The organism is Azospirillum sp. TSH20, assembly GCF_003115935.1.
Taxonomy (GTDB): Bacteria; Pseudomonadota; Alphaproteobacteria; order Azospirillales; family Azospirillaceae; genus Azospirillum.
Map to the genome: position 1 here is coordinate 13,045 of NZ_LGQU01000115.1, position 18,708 is coordinate 31,752.

Sequence of the window (18,708 nt, forward strand, 5' to 3'; positions counted from 1 at the left end):
GCGGAGGGACGGCGGCATGGCAGCGGGGGCGGGATCGGTGTTCAAATGGATCGGCTACGGGCTGCTCGGCCTCGTCGGTCTCGTCGTCGTCGCGGTCGGCGCGGTGCTGCTGCTGTTCGACTGGAACGATGCCCGCGGCTTCGTCGCCCGCCATGCATCATCCGCGCTGAACCGCGAGGTCGCCATCGACGGCGACTTGCGCGTCCATCTCGGCAACCCGATCCGCATCCATCTGGAAGGGCTGCGCGTCGCCAATGCCGACTGGGCGCAGGACAAGACCATGGCGGAGATCAAGGTTCTCGACGCCACGCTGCGCCCCTGGCCGCTGCTGCGCGGCGACTGGGAACTGCCGGAACTGAAATTCCAGGGACCGAAGCTGATCCTGGAAAAGAACGAGAAGGGCGAGGCCAACTGGAACTTCGGCCCGCCGAATGCGGAGAAGGAGGTGGCGAAGCAGACCGCGACCCCCGACAACCGGGGCGACATCCCGGTGATCGAGCGGCTGGTGATCGCCGACGGCACCATCCGCTATCGCGACCCCACCAGCGACATCGACATCGACAACACCATCAACACCGCGACCGGCGGCAACGACGACGACACGGTGGAGCTGAAGGGCAAGGGCAGCTTCGCCGGCAAGCCCTTCACCCTGGCGGCGGCCGGCGGCTCGCTGTTGTACCTGCGCGACGACCCGAAGCCCTATCCGCTGAAGATCGACGCCGCGGTCGGCAAGACCAAGGGCCACATCGAGGGCTCCATCGCCGAACCGGTGAAGATGGAGGGCGTCGATCTGTCGGTTGCGCTCAGCGGTCCCGACATGGCGGAGATCTTCCCCATCGTCGGCATTCCGACGCCGAAGACCCGGCCCTATTCCATCGACGGCCGTCTGTCGCGCGAGGGCGACCTCTGGGCCTTCCGCGACATGACGGGCAAGGTCGGCGAAAGCGATTTGTCCGGCGATCTGTCGGTCAAGACCGGCGGCGAACGGCCGCTGGTGAAGGCCGACCTCACCTCCAAACGGCTGGCGGCGCAGGATCTTGCAGGCCTTGTCGGCGCCTCCCCGCGCGGCAGCGACGATTATCCGACCCGCGGCAAGGACCGGGTCATCCCGGCGACGCCGATTCCGGTGGAAAAGCTGCGCAACACCGACATGGACGTCCGCCTGCGCGGCAAGCGGGTAGAGGCGCCCTTCGCGCCGCTCGACGATCTCGACATGAGGGTCCGGCTGAACGCCGGCGATCTGCATTTCGACCCGCTGTCGCTGGGAATCGGCGGCGGCCGGATCGCCGGCGCGGTGCAGGTGGACGGCCGCCCCAAGGTGCCGGCGATGCGCACCAACCTGGACATCCGCGCCATGAAGCTGTCGACCTTCTTCAGCGAGACCGCGCTGGCCGGGCAGATCGGCGGCACGGTGGCTGGGCGCATCCAGCTTGCCGGCACCGGCAAGACGGTGGCCGACCTGCTGGCGACCTCCGACGGCAAGATCGGCGTCGCGGTGGACGGCGGCCGGATCACCAGCCTCGCGGTCAAGGGGCTGAAGACCAACATCCTGGAAACGCTGGGAGTCGCCATTTCCGGGTCGAAGCCGATGCCCTTCAACTGCCTGGTCGGCAACATGGCGGTGGAGAACGGCATCGCCCAGGTCCAGGCGCTGGTGCTCGACACGCCGGAAACCCTGGTCACCGGCAAGGGGCGGATCAGCCTGCGCAACGAGGCGCTGGACCTGCGCATCGTCGGCGACGCCAAATCGCCGCAGGTCTTCGCCACCCATGTCCCGGTGCTGGTCGGCGGGACGCTGGGCAACCCCGACATCGGCGTCGATCCCACCGAGTCGGCGGCGCGCGGTGCGGCGGCGGTGGCGCTGGGCGTGCTGCTGACGCCGCTGGCCAGCGTGCTTCCCTTCCTTGACCCAGGCAGTGATGAGCAGCCACAGTGTGGCCGGCTGGTGCGGGATGCCCGCTCTCCCGAAAAGGGGGGGCAGGCATCCGGCAAGTCGGGCAATGGCCGCGGGGAAGGGAAGGCGTCGGGATCGGCGCGCTGACCGGACGCCGATCCGCATCCATCCTGTCCGATCCGGCCATCGTGTAGGCCTGGAAGGACGCTGTCCCTGCCAATGACCATCGACCAGATGTTATCTTTCGGAATCATCGGCGCGGTGATCGCGCTGCTGATCTGGGACCGTCTGCGCTACGACCTCGTCGGCATGCTGGCGCTGCTGGCTTCGGTCACGGCTGGCATCGTGCCGGCAAAGGAGGCCTTCCAGGGCTTCTCCGACGACATCGTCGTCATCGTCGGCTCTGCCCTGGTGGTCAGCGCCGCCGTCGGCCGGTCGGGCGTGGTGGAGGCGGCGATGCGCCCGCTGACCACGCGCATGACCAGCGTCTGGACCCAGGTGGCGGTGCTGGCCGGCGCGGTGACCATGCTGTCGGCCATCGTCAAGAACATCGGCGCGCTGGCCATCTTCATGCCCATAGCGCTGCAGGTGGCGCGGCGCACCGGCACGCCGGTGTCGATGCTGCTGATGCCGATGGCCTTCGGCTCGCTGCTGGGCGGTCTGATGACGCTGGTCGGCACCTCGCCCAACATCATCGTCTCGCGCGTCCGGGCGGAGATGACGGGCCAGCCCTTCCACATGTTCGATTTCACGCCGGTCGGGCTGGTGATCGCGGTGTTCGGCGTCGCCTTCCTGTCGATCGGCTACCGGCTGCTGCCGAAGGGCAGGGCGGCGGGGGCAGGCCCGGCCTTCAACATCGACGACTATACGGCGGAGGCGCGGCTGCCCCCCGGGTCGCAGTTCGTCGGCCGCACCGTGGCGGAGCTGGAGCATTTCGGCGAGGGCGAGGTGACCATCGCCGCCATCGTGCGCGAGAACTACCGCCGCTACGTGCCGTCCGCCCATTGGGTGCTGTTCGCCGGCGACATCCTGGTTCTGGAGGGCGACACCACGGCGCTGGCCGAACTGGTCAAGCGCGCCGGCCTGCGCATGATGCACGACAAGGACCAGGAGGGGGTCGAGCACGAGGACGACATCGCCGTGGTCGAGGCGGTGGTGGAGCAGCGCTCCGCCATGATCGGCCACAGCATCGAGGAGGTGAACCTGCGCGAGCGCTTCGGCGCCAACCTGCTGGCGATCAGCCGGCGCGGCCGTCCGATCCGCCAGCGCCTGCGCCGTGTCCGCCTGCAGTCGGGCGATCTGGTGGTGCTGCAATGCCGCCAGGCCGCCGTGGCCGACACGCTGGCCGAACTGGGCTGCCTGCCGCTGGCCGAACGCAACCTCGCCATCGGCCGCACGCCGAAACGGGCGGCGGCGGTGGCGGTTCTGGGCCTGACCATCATCCTGGTCGCCAGCGGGCTGGTGCCCGTCGCCATCGGCTTCTTCGGGGCGGCGGTGGCGATGACCGCGCTGAAGGTGGTCAGCCTGCGCGAGGCGTATGAGGCCATCGAATGGCCGATCCTGGTCCTGCTGGGATCGCTGATCCCGGTCAGCGAGACCTTGCGCACCACCGGCGGGACCGAGCTGATCGCCGGCTTCCTGTCGGAGGCGTCGCAGGGGCTGCCGCCCATCGGCTCGCTCGCCATGATGATGGTGGCGGCGATGGCGGTGACGCCCTTCCTGAACAATGCCGCGACCGTGCTGGTGATGGCGCCGATCGGCGCCAGCCTCGCCACCCATCTGGGGCTCAGGCCCGACGCCTTCCTGATGGCGGTGGCGATCGGGGCGGGCTGTGACTTCCTCACCCCCATCGGGCACCAGTGCAACACGCTGGTGATGGGTCCCGGCGGCTACCGCTTCGGCGATTACTGGCGGCTCGGCCTGCCGCTGTCGATCATGGTGGTGGTGATCGGCACTGCCGCCATCGCCCTGTTCTGGCCGCTGGTGCCGCGCTGAAAATCAGGTCCGTTCACGACATTGTGTAACCTACGGGCAGTTCCGTCTTCCCTCCGTCTGGTGTAGGCTTCTCCCCAGGGCTAGAGCCTGACAGGAGGCGGAGATGTCGGTTTGGCGCCGCTATCTGGTAAAGGACGTGACCGGCCGGCTGGTCGATCTGCCGAGCAGCCTGCTCGACCGGGCCGACGACGGCACGGCGCCGCTGCCGCATTTCGCCGGCCGCTGCGTGGAAATGGTGGCGGCGGTGATCGTCGGCGACCGCAAGACCCACGCCCGCGTCACCGAACTGGCCTTCACCAAGCTCTATTTCGACCAGATGGGCTATGTCGACGCCGCCAAGCGCGAGCGGATGATCCGCCTGATGCTGGAAAGCTGCGCCGACAGCCGCTGCCGCCCGCCGCGCCAGGACTGCGCCCAGTTGTCCCGCCGCGCCGTCGCCGCCCGTGACCAGCTGATCCGCGAATTCGGCTGGGAGCCGAAACCGGCGGAACGCGACGCCGCCCTCAGCCGCCTGGATCCCGCCCGCCTGCGCGGCGCCCCATCGGAACCGGCGCGCACGCTGCATTGAGGATCGCCCATTCCGGCCCCGGGAAAGGGAGCCGGTTCCCGCAAAGGAGTGGGGCCCCTTTTCGACCCGCCTCTCCCGACCCATATGCAGGCGTACGCAAAGCATGGAGCCTGGCGAACCGCAGATGAGTCCTCCCGATACCGCCCAGACGCTGTCTTTCGCGCGCGTGCGTCAGCTGGCCCTGATCGGCGCCGGATGCACCATCATCCTGCTCGGCATTCTGCTCGCCCCCTTGCCCGGTCCGGGCGGGCTGCCGGTGATGCTGCTGGGTGGCGTGCTGGTGCTGCGCAACTCCGCCGATGCCCGCCGCCTGTTCGTGCGGTCCAAGCGCCGTTATCCCCGCATGTTCAGCCCGGTCGAGCGCATCCGCAACAAGCTGCGCGCCCGCCGCCTGCGCAAGATGCACGGCGGCTGATCCGCCCGCGCTTGTCGGGCGGGCGGACTGCCGGACGATGCTTACGGCGCCCCCTTATTACGGTTCCGGCAGGGCCGGAACGCCGTCCTTCCACTGGTCCCAGTGGCCGACGATGTGGTCGACCATGCGAGACCCGACGAGTTCCACATTCTCTACCGTTTCGGCGAAGCCGCCGGCGGTCTCGCCGGGTTTCGGGTCCAGGTGCTGGAGCGTGGTCTCGTTCGGGTTGCCCTGGTCAAAATTGACGGCCCCGCGCAGGCTCATCACCCGGTCGGAGCCTTGCAGCCGCTTGATGACCAGCGTGATTGCCGCCGCCTCCATCTCGGTGATGACGTAGTCGTCCGCACCGTAGAGCTTGGCGATGTACTGCGCCTGGGCCGACATGCCGGGACCGTGGAAGAAGGTGTCGCCGGTCATGTGCGTTCCGGTGCCTACAAAAGGAGCACGTTGCGCGGTTTCCTGCGGATAGCGCTTGCGGTAGGCACGGGCGGAGTCGCTGTCCTTCAGCGGCGTGTCGGCGGTCAGGCGCATGGCCCAGGACACCAGCGCCGGGTTCATCGGGAACAGCCGGACCGCCTCATAGCCCTTGCGCGGCATGAAGGTCGGCTCGCCCGGCTTGCCTTCCTCCGGTGCCCAGCGGTGGCCCAGATCATAGTCGACCACCCAGGTCGCCCAGTTCACTTCGCCGATGGTGCCGCGTGACGGCGGGGTGCCGGCCACGCCGGTGACCAGAAAATAGGCTTGCGACAGGTCGAGCTGCGGATTCAGCAGGATCGCCTGCATCGAGGCGGAGGAACTGACCTTGCCCATGCCCAGCACCGACCCGCACACGCCGTCGGCGTTGCAGTAGACCGGATTCAGCGCGCCCCGCACCGTGATGGGTTCGGCCGTTTGCCAGTAGCGTTCGTACCAGTGCTGGAACTCGCCGGCGCGGTCGCCGGTGTTCTTGCCGATCTCGAACATCGAGCCGACGAACACCTTGACCTTGATCGGCTCCGCGGCCTGCAGGGAACCAGTCAGCCCGAACAGGAGCAGAGCCGACAGGGCGGCGCCGCGGCAGCGGGAGAACAATGACATCGGACCTTCACTCCTTGGGACGAAAAGACGCACCCGAGTATGCAACGGCCATACCATGGCCGTCTCCGTCGCTTCATACGGCTCTGTAGGATTCGTTGGCCCCTCACCGGTCACCCTGCCGCCCGCCCGCGGTCTGCCCTGCGGAAGCGGGCACTGGACAGCGTCGCCCCGCAGCAGCCATCTTGTGCGTCCGTTCGCATGAGGAGGTCTTCCGGTGAAGTCGGGCAACGCGCTCCTGTCCAGCTATGGCACCACCATTTTCGAGGTCATGTCCCGCCTGTCGGAGGAGCATGGCGCGATCAACCTGGGCCAGGGGTTCCCCGACGACCGCGGGCCGGCCGACGTGCTGCAGACCGCAGCCGACGCGCTGCTCAACGGGTGGAACCAGTACCCGTCGATGATGGGCACCCCCGACCTGCGTCAGGCGCTGGCGGCCCATGCCGGCCGCTTCTACGGCCTCGAAATCGACTGGAAGACCGAGACGATGGTCACCTCCGGCGCGACCGAGGCGCTGACCGCCTGCCTGCTCGGCCTGATCAATCCGGGCGACGAGGTGGTGCTGTTCCAGCCGATGTATGACAGCTACCTGCCGATCGTCCGGCTGGCCGGCGGCGTGCCGCGCTTCGTCTCGCTCAAGGCGCCGGACTGGAGCTTCAGCCGCGCCGACTTGGAGGCCGCCTTCTCCCCCCGCACCAAGCTGGTGCTGATCAACGACCCGCTGAACCCCGCCGCCAAGGTGTTCGACCGGGCGGAACTGGAACTGATCGCCGAGTTCGTTCAGCGCCATGACGCGCTGGCCGTCTGCGACGAGGTTTACGAGCACATCGTCTTCGACGGCCGCCGCCACATCCCGCTGATGACCCTGCCGGGCATGCGCGACCGCTGCCTGAAGATCGGCTCGGCCGGCAAGACCTTCTCGCTGACCGGCTGGAAGGTCGGCTATGTCACCGCCGCCCCGCACCTGCTGCAGCCGGTGGCGAAGGCCCACCAGTTCCTGACCTTCACCACCCCGCCGAACCTCCAGGCCGCCGTCGCCTTCGGGCTGGGCAAGGAGGAGGGCTATTTCACCGGGCTCGCCGCCGGGCTGCAGGCGAAGCGCGACCGGCTGTCGGCCGGTCTCGCCTCGGTCGGCTTCGACGTGCTGCCCAGCGCCGGCACCTATTTCGTCGCCGCCGACATTTCCCGCTTCGGCTTCGACGGCGACGATCAGGCCTTCTGCCGCTGGCTGGTGGCCGAGGCGAAGGTGGCCGCCATTCCCGTCAGCGCCTTCTTCGTGGAGAATGCGCCGACCAACGTCGTGCGATTCTGTTTCTCCAAGCGCGATGAAGTGCTCGACGAGGCCATCGACCGGCTGCGGAAACGCTTCGTAAGCGAATAATGCGTTGCGTGCAGTAAAGTTGCCTGCGCTGATTATCAGGATGTTCGGCAAGTTTTAACCTGTCGGTGCGATGATTGGTCATTCCACGGCCGGCCGTCGCCCGCTGCAGTGAGCCGGCGGGGAAGCGGTGGAACGGCGGAGCGCAGGTCATGCCACGTCTCCCGACCTTTTGGTTCCCGGCGATCAGGACGCCGTCCTTCCGGACCTGCGTCCTGACGGCCGCCGCCCTGGCCATTGCCGGTGTGTGGGTCGGCTACGTCGTGATGGCCGCCTCCATGCTGGAAACCCAGACGCGGGACGCGTTGGCGAATGCCGAGGCGACGGCGCGCGCCTATGAAAGCAGCACCAGCCGCACCCTGCACGATGTCGACACCACGCTCCGCTCCTTCGCCGAGCGTTATGCCGATGGCGGGCTGGCCCGTGCCCGCCGCATCGTCGACGACGGGCTCTATGACACCGCCCTGATCCATCACGTCTCGGTCTTCGGCCCCGGAGGCGTCCAACTCTTCCGCAGTCAGGGAAGCGGTCCCCCCGAAAAGCTGGAGGACGAGGCCCTGCTCGCCTATCACCGGATGGAGGGGCGGGACCGGATGACGGTCGGTCCGCCCTCCACCGGATCGGCGGCCGGCCGGCCGCTGCTGCGCCTGTCCCGCCGCCTGGACGATGCGGCCGGCGGCTTCGCCGGGGTGGTGGTCGCCAACGTCGATCCCAGCCATCTCTCGGGCTTCTACCGGCAGGCCGATGTCGGCCGGAACGGGGTGGTGACCCTGGTCGGGCTGGACCGGATCATCCGCGCCCGCGGCTCCAAGGACGGGCAGGACGCCATCGGGCTGTCCATTTCCGGCTCGGCCCTGTGGGGGGCGGCGCGGCGGTCGCCGACCGGCATCTACTGGCAGGACAGCATCGCCGACGGCTTTCGACGCGCCTACGCCTATCGCCCGGTGGAAGGCTATCCGCTGATCCTCAGCGTCGGCATCGCCGTGACCGACCTCGAAGCCGCGGTCGCCGGCTTCCGCGGACAGATGCGGATCATCGCAGCCCTGCTCAGCGTCTCGGTCCTGCTGGTCGCCGCCCTGCTGCTGGTCCAGCACCGCAATGCCGAACGGCTGGCGGAGGCGCTGGCGGTCAACCGCGATTTCCTGGCCCGCGTCAGCCACGAACTGCGGACGCCGCTGAACGCCATCATCGGCTTTTCCGAGATCATCAAGGACCGGATGTTCGGGCCCGATGCCGGCGACCGCTATGCCGACTATGCCGGCGACATCCATGCCTCCGGCCGGCATCTGCTGACGCTGATCGACGACATCCTCGATCTGTCGCGGTTGCAGGCCGGGAAATTCGCCCTGCTGATGGAGGATGTCGACCCCGTCGCAGCCGCCGAATGGGCCATCCGCATCGTCACCCCCCAGGCGGAGCAGAAGTCGATCCGGCTGGAGATCAACCGCCCGCCGGCCCTGACCCTGGTGCGGGCGGACGAGCGGGCGCTGAAGCAGATGCTGCTGAACCTGCTGGGCAACGCCCTGAAATTCACCCCGGAGAACGGACGCGTGCTGGTCAGCATCGGGCGCGGTGTCCATGGCCGCTGTATCGTCCGCGTCACCGACAACGGCATCGGCATGACGGCGGAGGAACTGCGCCAGGCCTCCATCCCCTTCGGCCAGACCTCCGCCCTCACCACCCATCCCGGCCGCGGCACCGGTCTCGGCCTGCCCATCGTCAAGTCGCTGATCGAGGCGCATGGCGGCAGCCTCCGCATCGACAGCCGCCCCGGCCAGGGCAGCCAGATCACCCTGGAATTCGCGGCCTGATCCACAGGTCCGTTGCCGATCCGGCCCGCAACCTGGGCGATCTTCGCGGCGGTGCCGCAAAGCCATGGCGAAACCCCCGCCGCTTGGGCATACTCCGCGCCGGTTTTGTCCAGGTCCGAGCCGACGCCAGGGCTGTCCCCGGCCGTGTGCTTCCGGACCCACCCGCGGAATTGGGGCCTGTCCAGAATGTTGCGTGCGCTGGCGCGTGTCTGTGCCGTTCTTGTCGCGTGCTCCGGCACGTTCACCGCATCCCAGACCCTCGCCGCCGATCCCCCGGCCGAGCCGGTGCCCTTCGGCGTCTCCAGCGTCGAGGTGGTGGCGGAGCGCGATACGCCGCAGGCCTGCTTCACCTTCACCGACCGGCTGGAGCGCTCGCGCGCCGTCAACTACCGCGACTATGTCGCGGTGGAGCCGGCGGTGGACGGCGCCGCCATCGCCCGCGACCGCACGCTCTGCGTCGAGGGGCTGCACCATGGCGAGACCTACCGCGTCACGCTGAAGGACGGGCTTCCCGGCGCCGACGGCAAGCGGCTGCCGGCCGCCGACACCCGCGAGGTGCAGGTGCCCAACCGCAAGCCCTCGCTCGCCTTCCGCGGCGCCGGCTACATCCTGCCGCGCGTGGGGTCGGACGGCCTGCCGCTGCGCTCGATCAACCTGGACCGGGCGAAGCTGCAGGTGCTGCGCATCGCCGACCGCGCGCTGGTCGAGAAGATCTATTTCGGCCGCATCACCCAGCAGATGACCGACTACGACATCGGCGAGATCCTGGACAAGTCGGGCCAGGAGGTGTGGCGCGGCGAGATCGGCATCGGCGACCAGCCGAACCGCACCGTCACCACCGCCTTCCCGATCGACGCCGTGCTGGGCAAGCTGGAGCCCGGCGTCTATGTCGCCGTCGCCGGCGCGGACGAGATCAAGCCGGGCGGCTGGGACCGCAAGGCGACCCAGTGGTTCGTCGTCTCCGACCTCGGCCTCAACACCATCCTCGGCGAGGATTCGCTGGTGGTCTTCGCCCGCTCGGTCCAGAGCGCCGCGCCGGCCGCCGGGGTGGAACTGCGTCTGGTCGCCCGCAACGGCACGGAGCTGGGCCGCGTCCAGACCGGCGAGGATGGGCTGGGCCGCTTCGACCTCGCGGCCCTGCGCGCCGCCGGGACGGAGCCGGTGCAGGCGCTGTTCGCCGCGCGCGGCGATGGCGACTTCGCCGTTCTCGACCTGACCGCCGGCGGCGCTCCGCCGGCCGACACGCCGGACAAGCCCGCCACCGTCGTCCGCCCGGCGGCCAATGGCCTCGACGCCTATCTCTACACCGAGCGCGGCATCTACCGGCCGGGCGAGACGGTGCAGCTGACCGCACTGCTGCGCGACGCCGACCTGAATCCGCCGCCCGCCGGCAAGCAGCTGACCATCCGCGTCCTGCGCCCCGACGGCTTCGAGGTGGAGCGGCGCGGCCTGACCGACAGCGGGGCCGGCGGCTATGCCACCCGCATCGACCTGCCGATGAACGCCTATCCCGGCAACTGGATCGTCACCGCCCATGCCGAGCCGGACGGCCCGGCCATCGGCAAGGCCGAGTTCCTGCTGGAGGATTTCGTGCCGCCGCGGCTCGACGTGGCGCTCGCCTCCCCGACGACGGTGCTGGCGTCCGACGGCGAGGCCGACATCGCGCTCGACAGCCACTATCTCTACGGCGCGCCGGCTTCCGGCCTGCCGGGCGAGCTGACGGTAACGCTGCGTGCCGCCGCCAACCCCTATCCCAACCTGCCGGGCTATCATTTCGGTCTGGTTCAGGAGGACGTGAAGCCGGCCCGCGCCGATCTGCCGGGCTTCATCACCGATTCCAACGGCTCGGCCCGCCTGAAGGTCAAGCTGCCGCGCCCGCCCGACAGCACCCGCCCGCTGGAGGCGGTGGTGCGCGCCACCCTGTTCGACCTCGGCGGCCGTCCGGTCGGCCGTGACTTCGTGCTGCCGGTGCGCCACCAGTCCTTCGCCATCGGCATCAAGCCGCGCTTCGAAGGCGACGGCGTGCCGGAGGGGGCGACCGCCGGCTTCGACGTCATCACCGTCGGCCCGGACGGCAAGCCGACCGACCACGCCGACCTCTCCTACGAGCTGTTCGAGGAGGAGTATGATTACTCCTGGTACGAGGCCAACGGCCGCTGGGACTACAAGGTCACGGTGAAGGACCAGCGGGTGACCGGCGGTTCGCTATCGGCCCAGGCCGGCGCGCCCGTCCCGGTCGAAACCCCGGTGACCGCCGGGCGCTACCGGCTGGAGGTGTTCGATCCCAAGACCGGCGTCGCCAGCAGCTTCCGCTTCGCCGCCGGCTGGTGGATGACCCCGACCGCCGGCGAGCGGCCGGACTCCGTCGACGTCTCGGTGATGATGCCGGCCTATCGTGCCGGGGAAAGTGCCTGGGTCTTCGTCAAGCCGCCCTATGACAGTCAGGTTCTGGTTGCCGTGGCCGACCGCGGCGTCTCCTATGCCGTCACCCGCGCCATCGGCACCCAGGGCGCGTTCCTGGAAATCCCGGTCGGGCAGGGCTGGACCAGCGGAGCCCATGTGCTGGCAACCGCCTTCGCCACCTCCGACCCGCAGTCGAAGAAGCCTCCGCGCCGTGCCGTCGGCCTCGCCTGGCTGGCGATGGACAAGGCGCCGCGGACCCTCGACGTCCGCCTCTCCGCCCCGGCGGAGACGGAGCCGCGCCGCGCCATGACCGCCGACATCACGGTGGACGGCGTCGCCGAGGGCAAGCAGGCCTTCGTCACGGTCGCCGCCGTCGACGAATCGGTGATGCAGCTGACCGACCAGCCCTCGCCCGATCCGGCCCGCCATTATCTGCGCAAGCGTCCGCTCAGGGTGGAGCTGCGCGACTCCTATGGCCGCCTGATCGATCCGGCCAGCCTGGACGCCGCCCGTCCGCCGGCCCAGCCGACGCCGCGCCTGCGCCAGATCGCCGGGCTGGTGCCGCCCAAGTCGGAACGGGTGGTCTCGCTCTATTCCGGCATCCAGACCATCGGGGCCGGCGGCAAGATCTCCGTCCCCTTCGATCTTCCCGACTTCCAGGGCCGCCTGCGCCTGATGGCCGTCGCCTGGAGCGAGGGGCGGATGGGCCATGCCGAGAGCCAGATGCTGGTCCGGGATCCGGTCGTCGCCGACGCCGTGCTGCCGCGCTTCCTCGCCCCCGGCGACTCGGCGCAGGTCCTGCTGTCGCTCGACAACCTGAATGGGCCGTCCGGCGATTACACCATGACCCTGACTGCGGAGGGCGCCGTCGCTATCGTCCAGTCTGAGTCCGGAGCCCAGTCGGAGTCCGGCAATGAGCTGGCCGTTCCAAAGCTGGCGCGCGGCAAGCGGGCGACGGCCGGCCGGGTGCTGACCGCCACCGGGGTCGGGTCGGGCCATGTCACGCTCGACGTCACCGGTCCGGAGGGCGTCCGCGTCACCCGCCGCTGGGACGTGACCGTCCGCCCGGCCACCCCGCCGGTGTCGCGCCGCAACACCGCTGCGCTGCCGACCGACAAGAGCCTGACCATCCCCGCCGACCTCACTGCCGGCCTGCGGCCGGAAACCCTGTCGGTCGGAGCGGTCGTCGCGCCCCTGCCGGACCTCGACGTGGCGGGTCTTCTTTTCGCGCTCGACCGTGCGGCAGCGGGCGGGGCGGAGCAGACCGCCAGCCGCATCCTGCCGCTGCTGTCGATGAGCGACGTCGCTGCCGGCCTCGGCATCGCGCCGGAGGACCGCATCCAGGCCCGTGTCCAGCGCAGCGTCGACCGGCTGCTGACCTTCCAGCGGCTCGACGGCGCCTTCGCCGCATGGTCGCCGAAGGGAGATCTCGATCCCTGGCTGACCGCCTACGCCGTCGATGTGCTGGGCCGGGCCAAGGCGGCGGGCTACCGCGTCCCCGACCAGCCCTATCGCAAGGGTCTGGACTGGCTGAAGCAGGCCATTGACAACGCCTGGGTCGAGACCGCCGACCTGCCGGGCCGCGCCTATGCGCTCTATGTGCTGGCGCGGGCGAAGATGATCGACGCCGGCGCCGTGCGCTATTTCCGCGAGAACTACTGGGACCGGCTGCAGACGGACTTCGGCCGGGCGCAGATCGCCGCCGCCACCGCCGTGCTGGGCGACCAGCCGGGGGCGACGGAGGCCTTCTCCAAGCTGACCGGCGCGCGCATGGTCACCGCCAGCCTGCGCGACCAGGGCTCCTCCCTGCGCGACGAGGCCGGCGTGGTGGTGCTGATGGCCGAAAGCGGGGCGGTGGATCGTGACCGCATCTTCCAGGCGGCTGACCGGGTGGCCAAGACCTTCGCCGCCGTCCGCACCACCAACCCGCAGGAGCAGGCCTGGCTGCTGTTGGCGTCCAAGGCGCTGATCGACCGCGCGGCGCCGATGAAGCTCGCCATCGGCGACCAGACGGTGGAGAACGCCAAGCCGCAGATCCTGCCCGTCGACCCGGCCGCCCCGCCCGCCATCCGCAATCTCGGCGGCGAGGTCCGGCAGACGGTGTCCGTCGCCGGTGTGCCCGACCAGCCGGCCGGCGCGGAGGAGCAGGGGATGACCATCCGCCGCCGCCTGTTCGACATGGCCGGCCGTCCGGTCGATCCGGCCGGCATCCGCCACAACGACCTGCTGGTGGTGACCCTGGAGGGCGAGGCCGGCGATCCGCTCGACCATTCGGTGCTGGTCAGCGACCCGCTACCGGCCGGCTTCGAGATCGAGAATGTCCGCCTCGCCAACAGCGGCCAGCTCGGCAAGCTGTCCTGGCTGGGCGACCTGTCGGCCGTTCGCAATGTCGAGTTCCGCGACGACCGCTTCCTCGCCGCCGTCGACTTGCCGAAGGCGGCCCCCCGATTCCGGCTGGTCTATCTGGTCCGTGCCGTGACCCCCGGCGACTTCGCGGTCCCCGGCGCCCAGGTTCAGGACCTGCAGCGCCCCCATCTGTCCGCCCGCACCGCCGCATCCCGGCTGCGCGTGCTGCCGGAGTGACGCAGGCAAGGCGGACGGGGGGCCGGCAACGGCGCCACCGTCCGCCTCGAATGCCTAAAGTCTTGAAAGTCTAAAGATAGCTCTGCTCGCCCCGGTGGTGCTCCCGCCGGCGGGCGAGCAGGGTCAGGGCCGCGACCACCACCGCGAAGGACAGCGTCAGCAGCAGGTAGAAGGCCAATGCAAGGCCGACCGTCATGGTGCCGATCAGCACCATGGCCAGTATCCAGACGCCCAACGATACGATGGCGCGCGCCGACATGGGTTGTCTCCTGTCCCCTGTCCCGATCTGCCCGAAACCTTGAAATTTGTCGCGGCCTTCTGGCCGTCTGTCCGGCGCCGCACCCCATCCCCATATCGACCGGGGAGATGGGCGGATGCGTCCGCTCACCGCAAAGCCTGCCACAGCCGCCACCCATGCGGGGGCGTGGCATCCTGTCACTGCGCGGGCGCGCCGCACCCGTTAGTGACTGAACAGTTCAGGCCAACCAGTTTCCCCGCCGGTTCGGCAAACTGGTTTGCATGGTCAACAAGTCTGTTGACAGCAAGGGGCATCGACCTTACCTTTACGTAAACGTCAGGGAAGGGAGCGGACAGCGTGGATCGGCTTTCGGTCGGCAAGGGCATGATGGACGGCGTGGAGGATGCGGGCGACGACCTGATGTCCGGCCCGCGCCTCGCCATCGGCGAACTGGCCGGGGAGTTCGGTCTGACCCACCGCACCATCCGCCATTACGAGGATGAGGGGCTGCTGTCGCCCGAGCGGATCGGCAGCGCCCCTGGAGGCGCCCGTGTCTACGGCCACCGCGACCGCGCCCGGCTGGCGCTGATCTGCCGGGGCAAGCGGCTGGGTTTCAGTCTGGCCGAGATCAAGGATTTCCTGAACCTCTACGACACCGACGACGCCCAGATCGAACAGATGCGCTACATGCGCACGATCGCGCGCCGCCGGATTTCCGCGCTTGAACAGCAGCTTGCCGACGTCAAACAGACGCTGTCGGAGCTGTGCACCATCGACACCCAGATCTCCGAGCATCTTCGCCGCAACGGCATCACGGAGACGCAGGACATGGAGGAGAAGCACTCATGAAGTCGGTCGTCATCGCCGGTTATGCCCGTTCGCCCTTCGCCTTCGCCCACAAGGGCGAGCTGACCAAGGTCCGCCCCGACGATCTGCTGGCCCGCGTCATCGCGGCGCTGGTGGAACGCACCGGCCTGAAGACCGACGACATCGAGGATGTCATCGTCGGCTGCTCCTTCCCCGAGGGCGAGCAGGGGCTGAACGTCGCCCGCAGCATCTCCTTCCTGGCCAAGCTGCCGCAGACCGCGGCGGCCACCACGGTCAACCGCTATTGCGGCTCCTCCATGCAGTCGATCCATCAGGCGGCGGGCGCCATCCAGATGGGCGCCGGCGAGGTGTTCATCTGTGGCGGCGTCGAGTCGATGACCCGCGTGCCGATCATGGGCTTCAACCCGATGCCGAACCCGGCGCTGAAGGCCTCCTATCCGGAAGCCTACTGCTCCATGGGCATCACGGCGGAGAATGTCGCCCGCAAATACGCGATCTCCCGCGCCGAGCAGGAGGCGCTGGCCGTCGCGTCCCACGCCAAGGCGGCGGAAGCCCAGGCCGCCGGCCGCATGGCTGACGAGATCGTCGGCATCCAGACTCCGGCCGGTCTGGTCGACAAGGACGGCTGCATCCGTCCCGGCACCACCGCCGAAGGGCTGGCGGGCCTGAAGCCCGCCTTCATCGCCGACGGCACGGTGACCGCCGGCACCTCCTCGCCGCTGACCGACGGCGCTTCGGTCGTTCTGGTGACGACGGAGGAGTATGCCCGCGCGAACGGCCTGCCGATCCTGGCGAAGATCCGCTCGGTCGCGGTCGCCGGCTGCGCGCCGGAGCTGATGGGGCTGGGTCCGGTCCCGGCGACCCGCAAGGCGCTGGCCCGCGCCGGCCTGTCGATCAACGACATCGACATCATCGAGATCAACGAGGCCTTCTCGTCCCAGGCCATCGCCTGCATGCGCGACCTCGACATCGACCCGTCCCGCATCAATCCGGACGGCGGCGCGCTGGCGCTCGGCCACCCGCTGGGGGCCACCGGCGCCCGCATCACCGGCAAGGCCGCGGCCCTGCTGAAGCGCGAAGGCAAGCAGTTCGCGCTGGCCACCCAGTGCATCGGCGGCGGCCAGGGCATCGCCACCATCCTGGAAGCGGTCTGACGAACGGGATCGGGGAGGAAACGACCATGAAGATCGAACGCGCCGCCGTGATCGGTGCGGGCGTGATGGGCGCCGGCATCGCCGCCCATTTCGCCAACGCCGGCATCCCCTGCGTCCTGCTCGACATCCCTGCGAAGGAAGGTGCCGACCGCAGCGCCATCGCCAAGGGCGCCGTGGCGAAGATGCTGAAGACCGATCCGGCCCCCTTCATGCATCCCAAGAATGCCAAGCTGATCACGCCCGGCAACCTTGAGGATGACCTGAATCTGCTGGCCGACGTCGACTGGATCGTCGAGGCCATCGTCGAGAACCCGGCGATCAAGGCCGATCTGTACAAGCGCATCGATCCGGTGCGCAAGGCAGGCTCGGTGGTGTCGTCCAACACCTCGACCATCCCGCTGGCGGTGCTGACCGAAGGCCAGAGCGAGCAGTTCGCCAAGGACTTCCTCATCACCCACTTCTTCAACCCGCCGCGCTACATGCGGCTGCTGGAGATCGTCGGCGGCGCCGACACGCGCGCCGATGCGCTGGCCGCCATCTCCGACGTCGGCGACCGCCGGCTCGGCAAGGGCGTCGTTCACTGCAAGGACACGCCGGGCTTCATCGCCAACCGCATCGGCGTCTTCTGGATCCAGGCGGCGGTGAATGCCGCGGTCGATCTGGGCCTGACGGTGGAGGAGGCGGACGCCGTCGGCGGCCGTCCGATGGGCATCCCCAAGACCGGCGTCTTCGGCCTGATGGACCTCGTCGGTCTCGACCTGATGCCGCACATCGCCAAGAGCATGTCGGCCACCCTGCCGGCCAATGACGCCTATCGCGGCCAGATGCGCGAACACCCGGTCATCACCAAGATGATCGCGGAGGGCTATACCGGCCGCAAGGGCAAGGGCGGCTTCTACCGCATCAACAAGGCCGGCGGCGGCAAGGTGAAGGAGTCGGTCGACCTCCAGACCGGCGAATACGCCCCGTCGGAAAAGGCCCGGCTGGACAGCGTGTCCGCCGCCGGCCGCGACCTGCGCAAGCTGTGCGAGCATCCGGACAAGGGCGGCCGTTTCGCCCGCCGCGTCCTGGCGCAGACCTTGGCCTACGCCGCCAGCCTGGTGCCGGAGATCGCCGACAGCATCGTCGCCGTCGATGAGGGCATGCGGCTCGGCTACAACTGGAAGCAGGGTCCGTTCGAGCTGATCGACCGGCTGGGCACCGAGTGGTTCGCCGAGCTGTGCCGCTCCGAAGGGATCCCGGTCCCGGCGCTGGTCGAGACCGCCGCCGGCCGCCCCTTCTACCGGGTGGAGGGCGGCAAGCTCCAGCACCTGACCACCGCCGGCGTCTACGACACTGTTGTGCGTCCGGACGGCGTGCTGCTGCTGTCGGACATCAAGCGCGCCGCCGGCAAGCCGGTGTGGAAGAACGGCTCCGCCAGCCTGTGGGACATCGGCGACGGCGTGCTGTGCGTCGAGTTCACCAGCAAGATGAACGCGGTCGACGCCGACATCATGGCCGCCTACGAGAAGGCCATGCGCCTGATCGGCGACGGAAAGGGCGACTGGAAGGCGCTGGTCATCCACAACGAGGCCGACAATTTCTCGGTCGGCGCCAATCTGGGCCTCGCCCTGTTCGCGCTGAACATCGGCCTGTGGCCGCAGATCGAGGAGATGGTGGAGGGTGGCCAGCGCACCTACCGCGCGCTGAAATACGCGCCCTTCCCGGTGGTGGCGGCGCCCAGCGGCATGGCGCTCGGCGGCGGCTGCGAAATCCTGCTGCATTCCGACCATGTCCAGGCCCATGCCGAGACCTATGTCGGCCTCGTTGAGGTCGGCGTCGGCCTGATCCCGGCCTGGGGCGGCTGCACCGAGATGCTGGCCCGCCATCAGGCCAACCCAAAGGCGCCGCGAGGGCCCATGCCGGGTATCGCCAAGGCTTTCGAGATCATCAGCACCGCCACCGTCGCCAAGTCGGCGGCCGAGGCCAAGGAACTGCTGTATTTCCGCGCCACCGACGGCATCACCATGAACCGCGACCGCCTGCTGGCCGACGCCAAGGCCAAGGCGCTGGAACTGGCGGCCAACTATACCCCGCCGGAGAAGACCACGGCCTATGTCCTGCCCGGCCCCAGCGCCAAGGCGGCGATGGAACTGGCGGTGGAGGGCTTCGCCCTGCAGGGCAAGGTCACGCCGCACGACAAGGTGGTCTGCGCCGCCCTGGCCGAGGTGCTGAGCGGCGGCGAGGAGGCCGATGTCTCCAAGCCGGTCGGCGAGGACCATGTCCTGCGCCTGGAGCGTGAGGCGTTCATGGGTCTGGTGCGCACCGGCGGCACCATCGACCGGATCGAGCACATGCTGCTCACCGGCAAGCCGCTGCGGAACTGAG

General features: G+C 69.2%; 12 protein-coding genes. 10 read left to right on the forward strand and 2 right to left on the reverse strand.

Annotated elements, in window-relative coordinates; genetic code table 11:
- Nucleotides 1-16: 16 nt before the first annotated feature.
- The 4 genes from TSH20_RS27820 (at nt 17) to TSH20_RS27835 (ending at nt 4,872) form a co-directional block, all read left to right on the forward strand.
- Entirely contained in the window at nt 17-2,041 is a 2,025-nt protein-coding gene (locus TSH20_RS27820; RefSeq protein ID WP_109155960.1) for an AsmA family protein, read from the forward strand.
- A gap of 87 nt (nt 2,042-2,128) precedes the next feature.
- On the forward strand, nt 2,129-3,889 hold the full coding sequence (locus tag TSH20_RS27825) for an SLC13 family permease (protein WP_348770461.1): 1,761 nt from the start codon (nt 2,129-2,131) through the stop codon (nt 3,887-3,889).
- 103 nt (nt 3,890-3,992) lie between these two features.
- A complete protein-coding gene (locus tag TSH20_RS27830) occupies nt 3,993-4,457 on the forward strand; it encodes a hypothetical protein (protein WP_109155962.1) in 465 nt (154 codons plus the stop codon).
- Nucleotides 4,458-4,581: 124 nt separating this feature from the next.
- Entirely contained in the window at nt 4,582-4,872 is a 291-nt protein-coding gene (locus TSH20_RS27835) for a hypothetical protein (protein ID WP_109155963.1), read from the forward strand.
- Between the two features lie 57 nt (nt 4,873-4,929).
- On the opposite strand, the gene TSH20_RS27840 is transcribed toward TSH20_RS27835, so the two are convergent.
- On the reverse strand, nt 4,930-5,949 hold the full coding sequence (locus TSH20_RS27840) for a purine nucleoside permease (protein ID WP_109155964.1): 1,020 nt from the start codon (nt 5,947-5,949) through the stop codon (nt 4,930-4,932).
- 214 nt (nt 5,950-6,163) lie between these two features.
- On the opposite strand from TSH20_RS27840, the gene TSH20_RS27845 reads away from it, so the two are divergent.
- The 3 genes from TSH20_RS27845 to TSH20_RS27855 all read left to right on the forward strand — a co-directional run bounded on the left by TSH20_RS27845 (nt 6,164) and on the right by TSH20_RS27855 (nt 14,121).
- A complete protein-coding gene (locus TSH20_RS27845) occupies nt 6,164-7,327 on the forward strand; it encodes an aminotransferase (protein WP_109155965.1) in 1,164 nt (387 codons plus the stop codon).
- 149 nt (nt 7,328-7,476) lie between these two features.
- The gene (locus TSH20_RS27850) at nt 7,477-9,135 is read left to right on the forward strand and encodes an ATP-binding protein (RefSeq protein ID WP_109155966.1); all 1,659 of its coding nucleotides are present in this window, start codon (nt 7,477-7,479) and stop codon (nt 9,133-9,135) included.
- Nucleotides 9,136-9,321: 186 nt separating this feature from the next.
- Nucleotides 9,322-14,121 (forward strand): alpha-2-macroglobulin, encoded by a 4,800-nt coding sequence (locus TSH20_RS27855; protein ID WP_247871211.1) that lies wholly within the window; start codon nt 9,322-9,324, stop codon nt 14,119-14,121.
- A 70-nt stretch (nt 14,122-14,191) separates the two neighbouring features.
- Here the strand turns inward: TSH20_RS27855 and TSH20_RS27860 are convergent, their stop codons facing one another.
- On the reverse strand, nt 14,192-14,380 hold the full coding sequence (locus tag TSH20_RS27860) for a hypothetical protein (protein ID WP_109155967.1): 189 nt from the start codon (nt 14,378-14,380) through the stop codon (nt 14,192-14,194).
- A 363-nt stretch (nt 14,381-14,743) separates the two neighbouring features.
- On the opposite strand from TSH20_RS27860, the gene TSH20_RS27865 reads away from it, so the two are divergent.
- From TSH20_RS27865 to TSH20_RS27875, 3 genes are read left to right on the forward strand one after another with little or no spacing between them, the layout of a single operon-like run.
- Nucleotides 14,744-15,208: a MerR family DNA-binding transcriptional regulator gene (locus tag TSH20_RS27865; RefSeq protein WP_169054945.1), complete on the forward strand. Its 465-nt coding sequence runs from the start codon at nt 14,744-14,746 to the stop codon at nt 15,206-15,208.
- The gene (locus TSH20_RS27870) at nt 15,205-16,341 is read left to right on the forward strand and encodes a thiolase family protein (RefSeq protein ID WP_109155969.1); all 1,137 of its coding nucleotides are present in this window, start codon (nt 15,205-15,207) and stop codon (nt 16,339-16,341) included. Before TSH20_RS27865 ends, TSH20_RS27870 begins: the two co-directional genes overlap by 4 nt.
- Before the next feature lie 26 nt (nt 16,342-16,367).
- Nucleotides 16,368-18,707, forward strand: a complete 2,340-nt coding sequence (locus TSH20_RS27875) for a 3-hydroxyacyl-CoA dehydrogenase/enoyl-CoA hydratase family protein (protein ID WP_109155970.1) — start codon at nt 16,368-16,370, stop codon at nt 18,705-18,707.
- Nucleotide 18,708 lies beyond the last annotated feature (1 nt).

Excerpts from the sequence above, each read along its gene's own strand:
- TSH20_RS27820 (WP_109155960.1), top strand. The coding sequence starts at position 17 with ATGGCAGCGGGGGCGGGATCGGTGTTCAAATGGATCGGCTACGGGCTG.
- TSH20_RS27825 (WP_348770461.1), top strand. The coding sequence starts at position 2,129 with ATGTTATCTTTCGGAATCATCGGCGCGGTGATCGCGCTGCTGATCTGG.
- TSH20_RS27830 (WP_109155962.1), top strand. The coding sequence starts at position 3,993 with ATGTCGGTTTGGCGCCGCTATCTGGTAAAGGACGTGACCGGCCGGCTG.
- TSH20_RS27835 (WP_109155963.1), top strand. The coding sequence starts at position 4,582 with ATGAGTCCTCCCGATACCGCCCAGACGCTGTCTTTCGCGCGCGTGCGT.
- TSH20_RS27840 (WP_109155964.1), bottom strand. The coding sequence starts at position 5,949 with ATGTCATTGTTCTCCCGCTGCCGCGGCGCCGCCCTGTCGGCTCTGCTC.
- TSH20_RS27850 (WP_109155966.1), top strand. The coding sequence starts at position 7,477 with ATGCCACGTCTCCCGACCTTTTGGTTCCCGGCGATCAGGACGCCGTCC.
- TSH20_RS27855 (WP_247871211.1), top strand. The coding sequence starts at position 9,322 with ATGTTGCGTGCGCTGGCGCGTGTCTGTGCCGTTCTTGTCGCGTGCTCC.
- TSH20_RS27860 (WP_109155967.1), bottom strand. The coding sequence starts at position 14,380 with ATGTCGGCGCGCGCCATCGTATCGTTGGGCGTCTGGATACTGGCCATG.
- TSH20_RS27865 (WP_169054945.1), top strand. The coding sequence starts at position 14,744 with ATGATGGACGGCGTGGAGGATGCGGGCGACGACCTGATGTCCGGCCCG.
- TSH20_RS27870 (WP_109155969.1), top strand. The coding sequence starts at position 15,205 with ATGAAGTCGGTCGTCATCGCCGGTTATGCCCGTTCGCCCTTCGCCTTC.
- TSH20_RS27875 (WP_109155970.1), top strand. The coding sequence starts at position 16,368 with ATGAAGATCGAACGCGCCGCCGTGATCGGTGCGGGCGTGATGGGCGCC.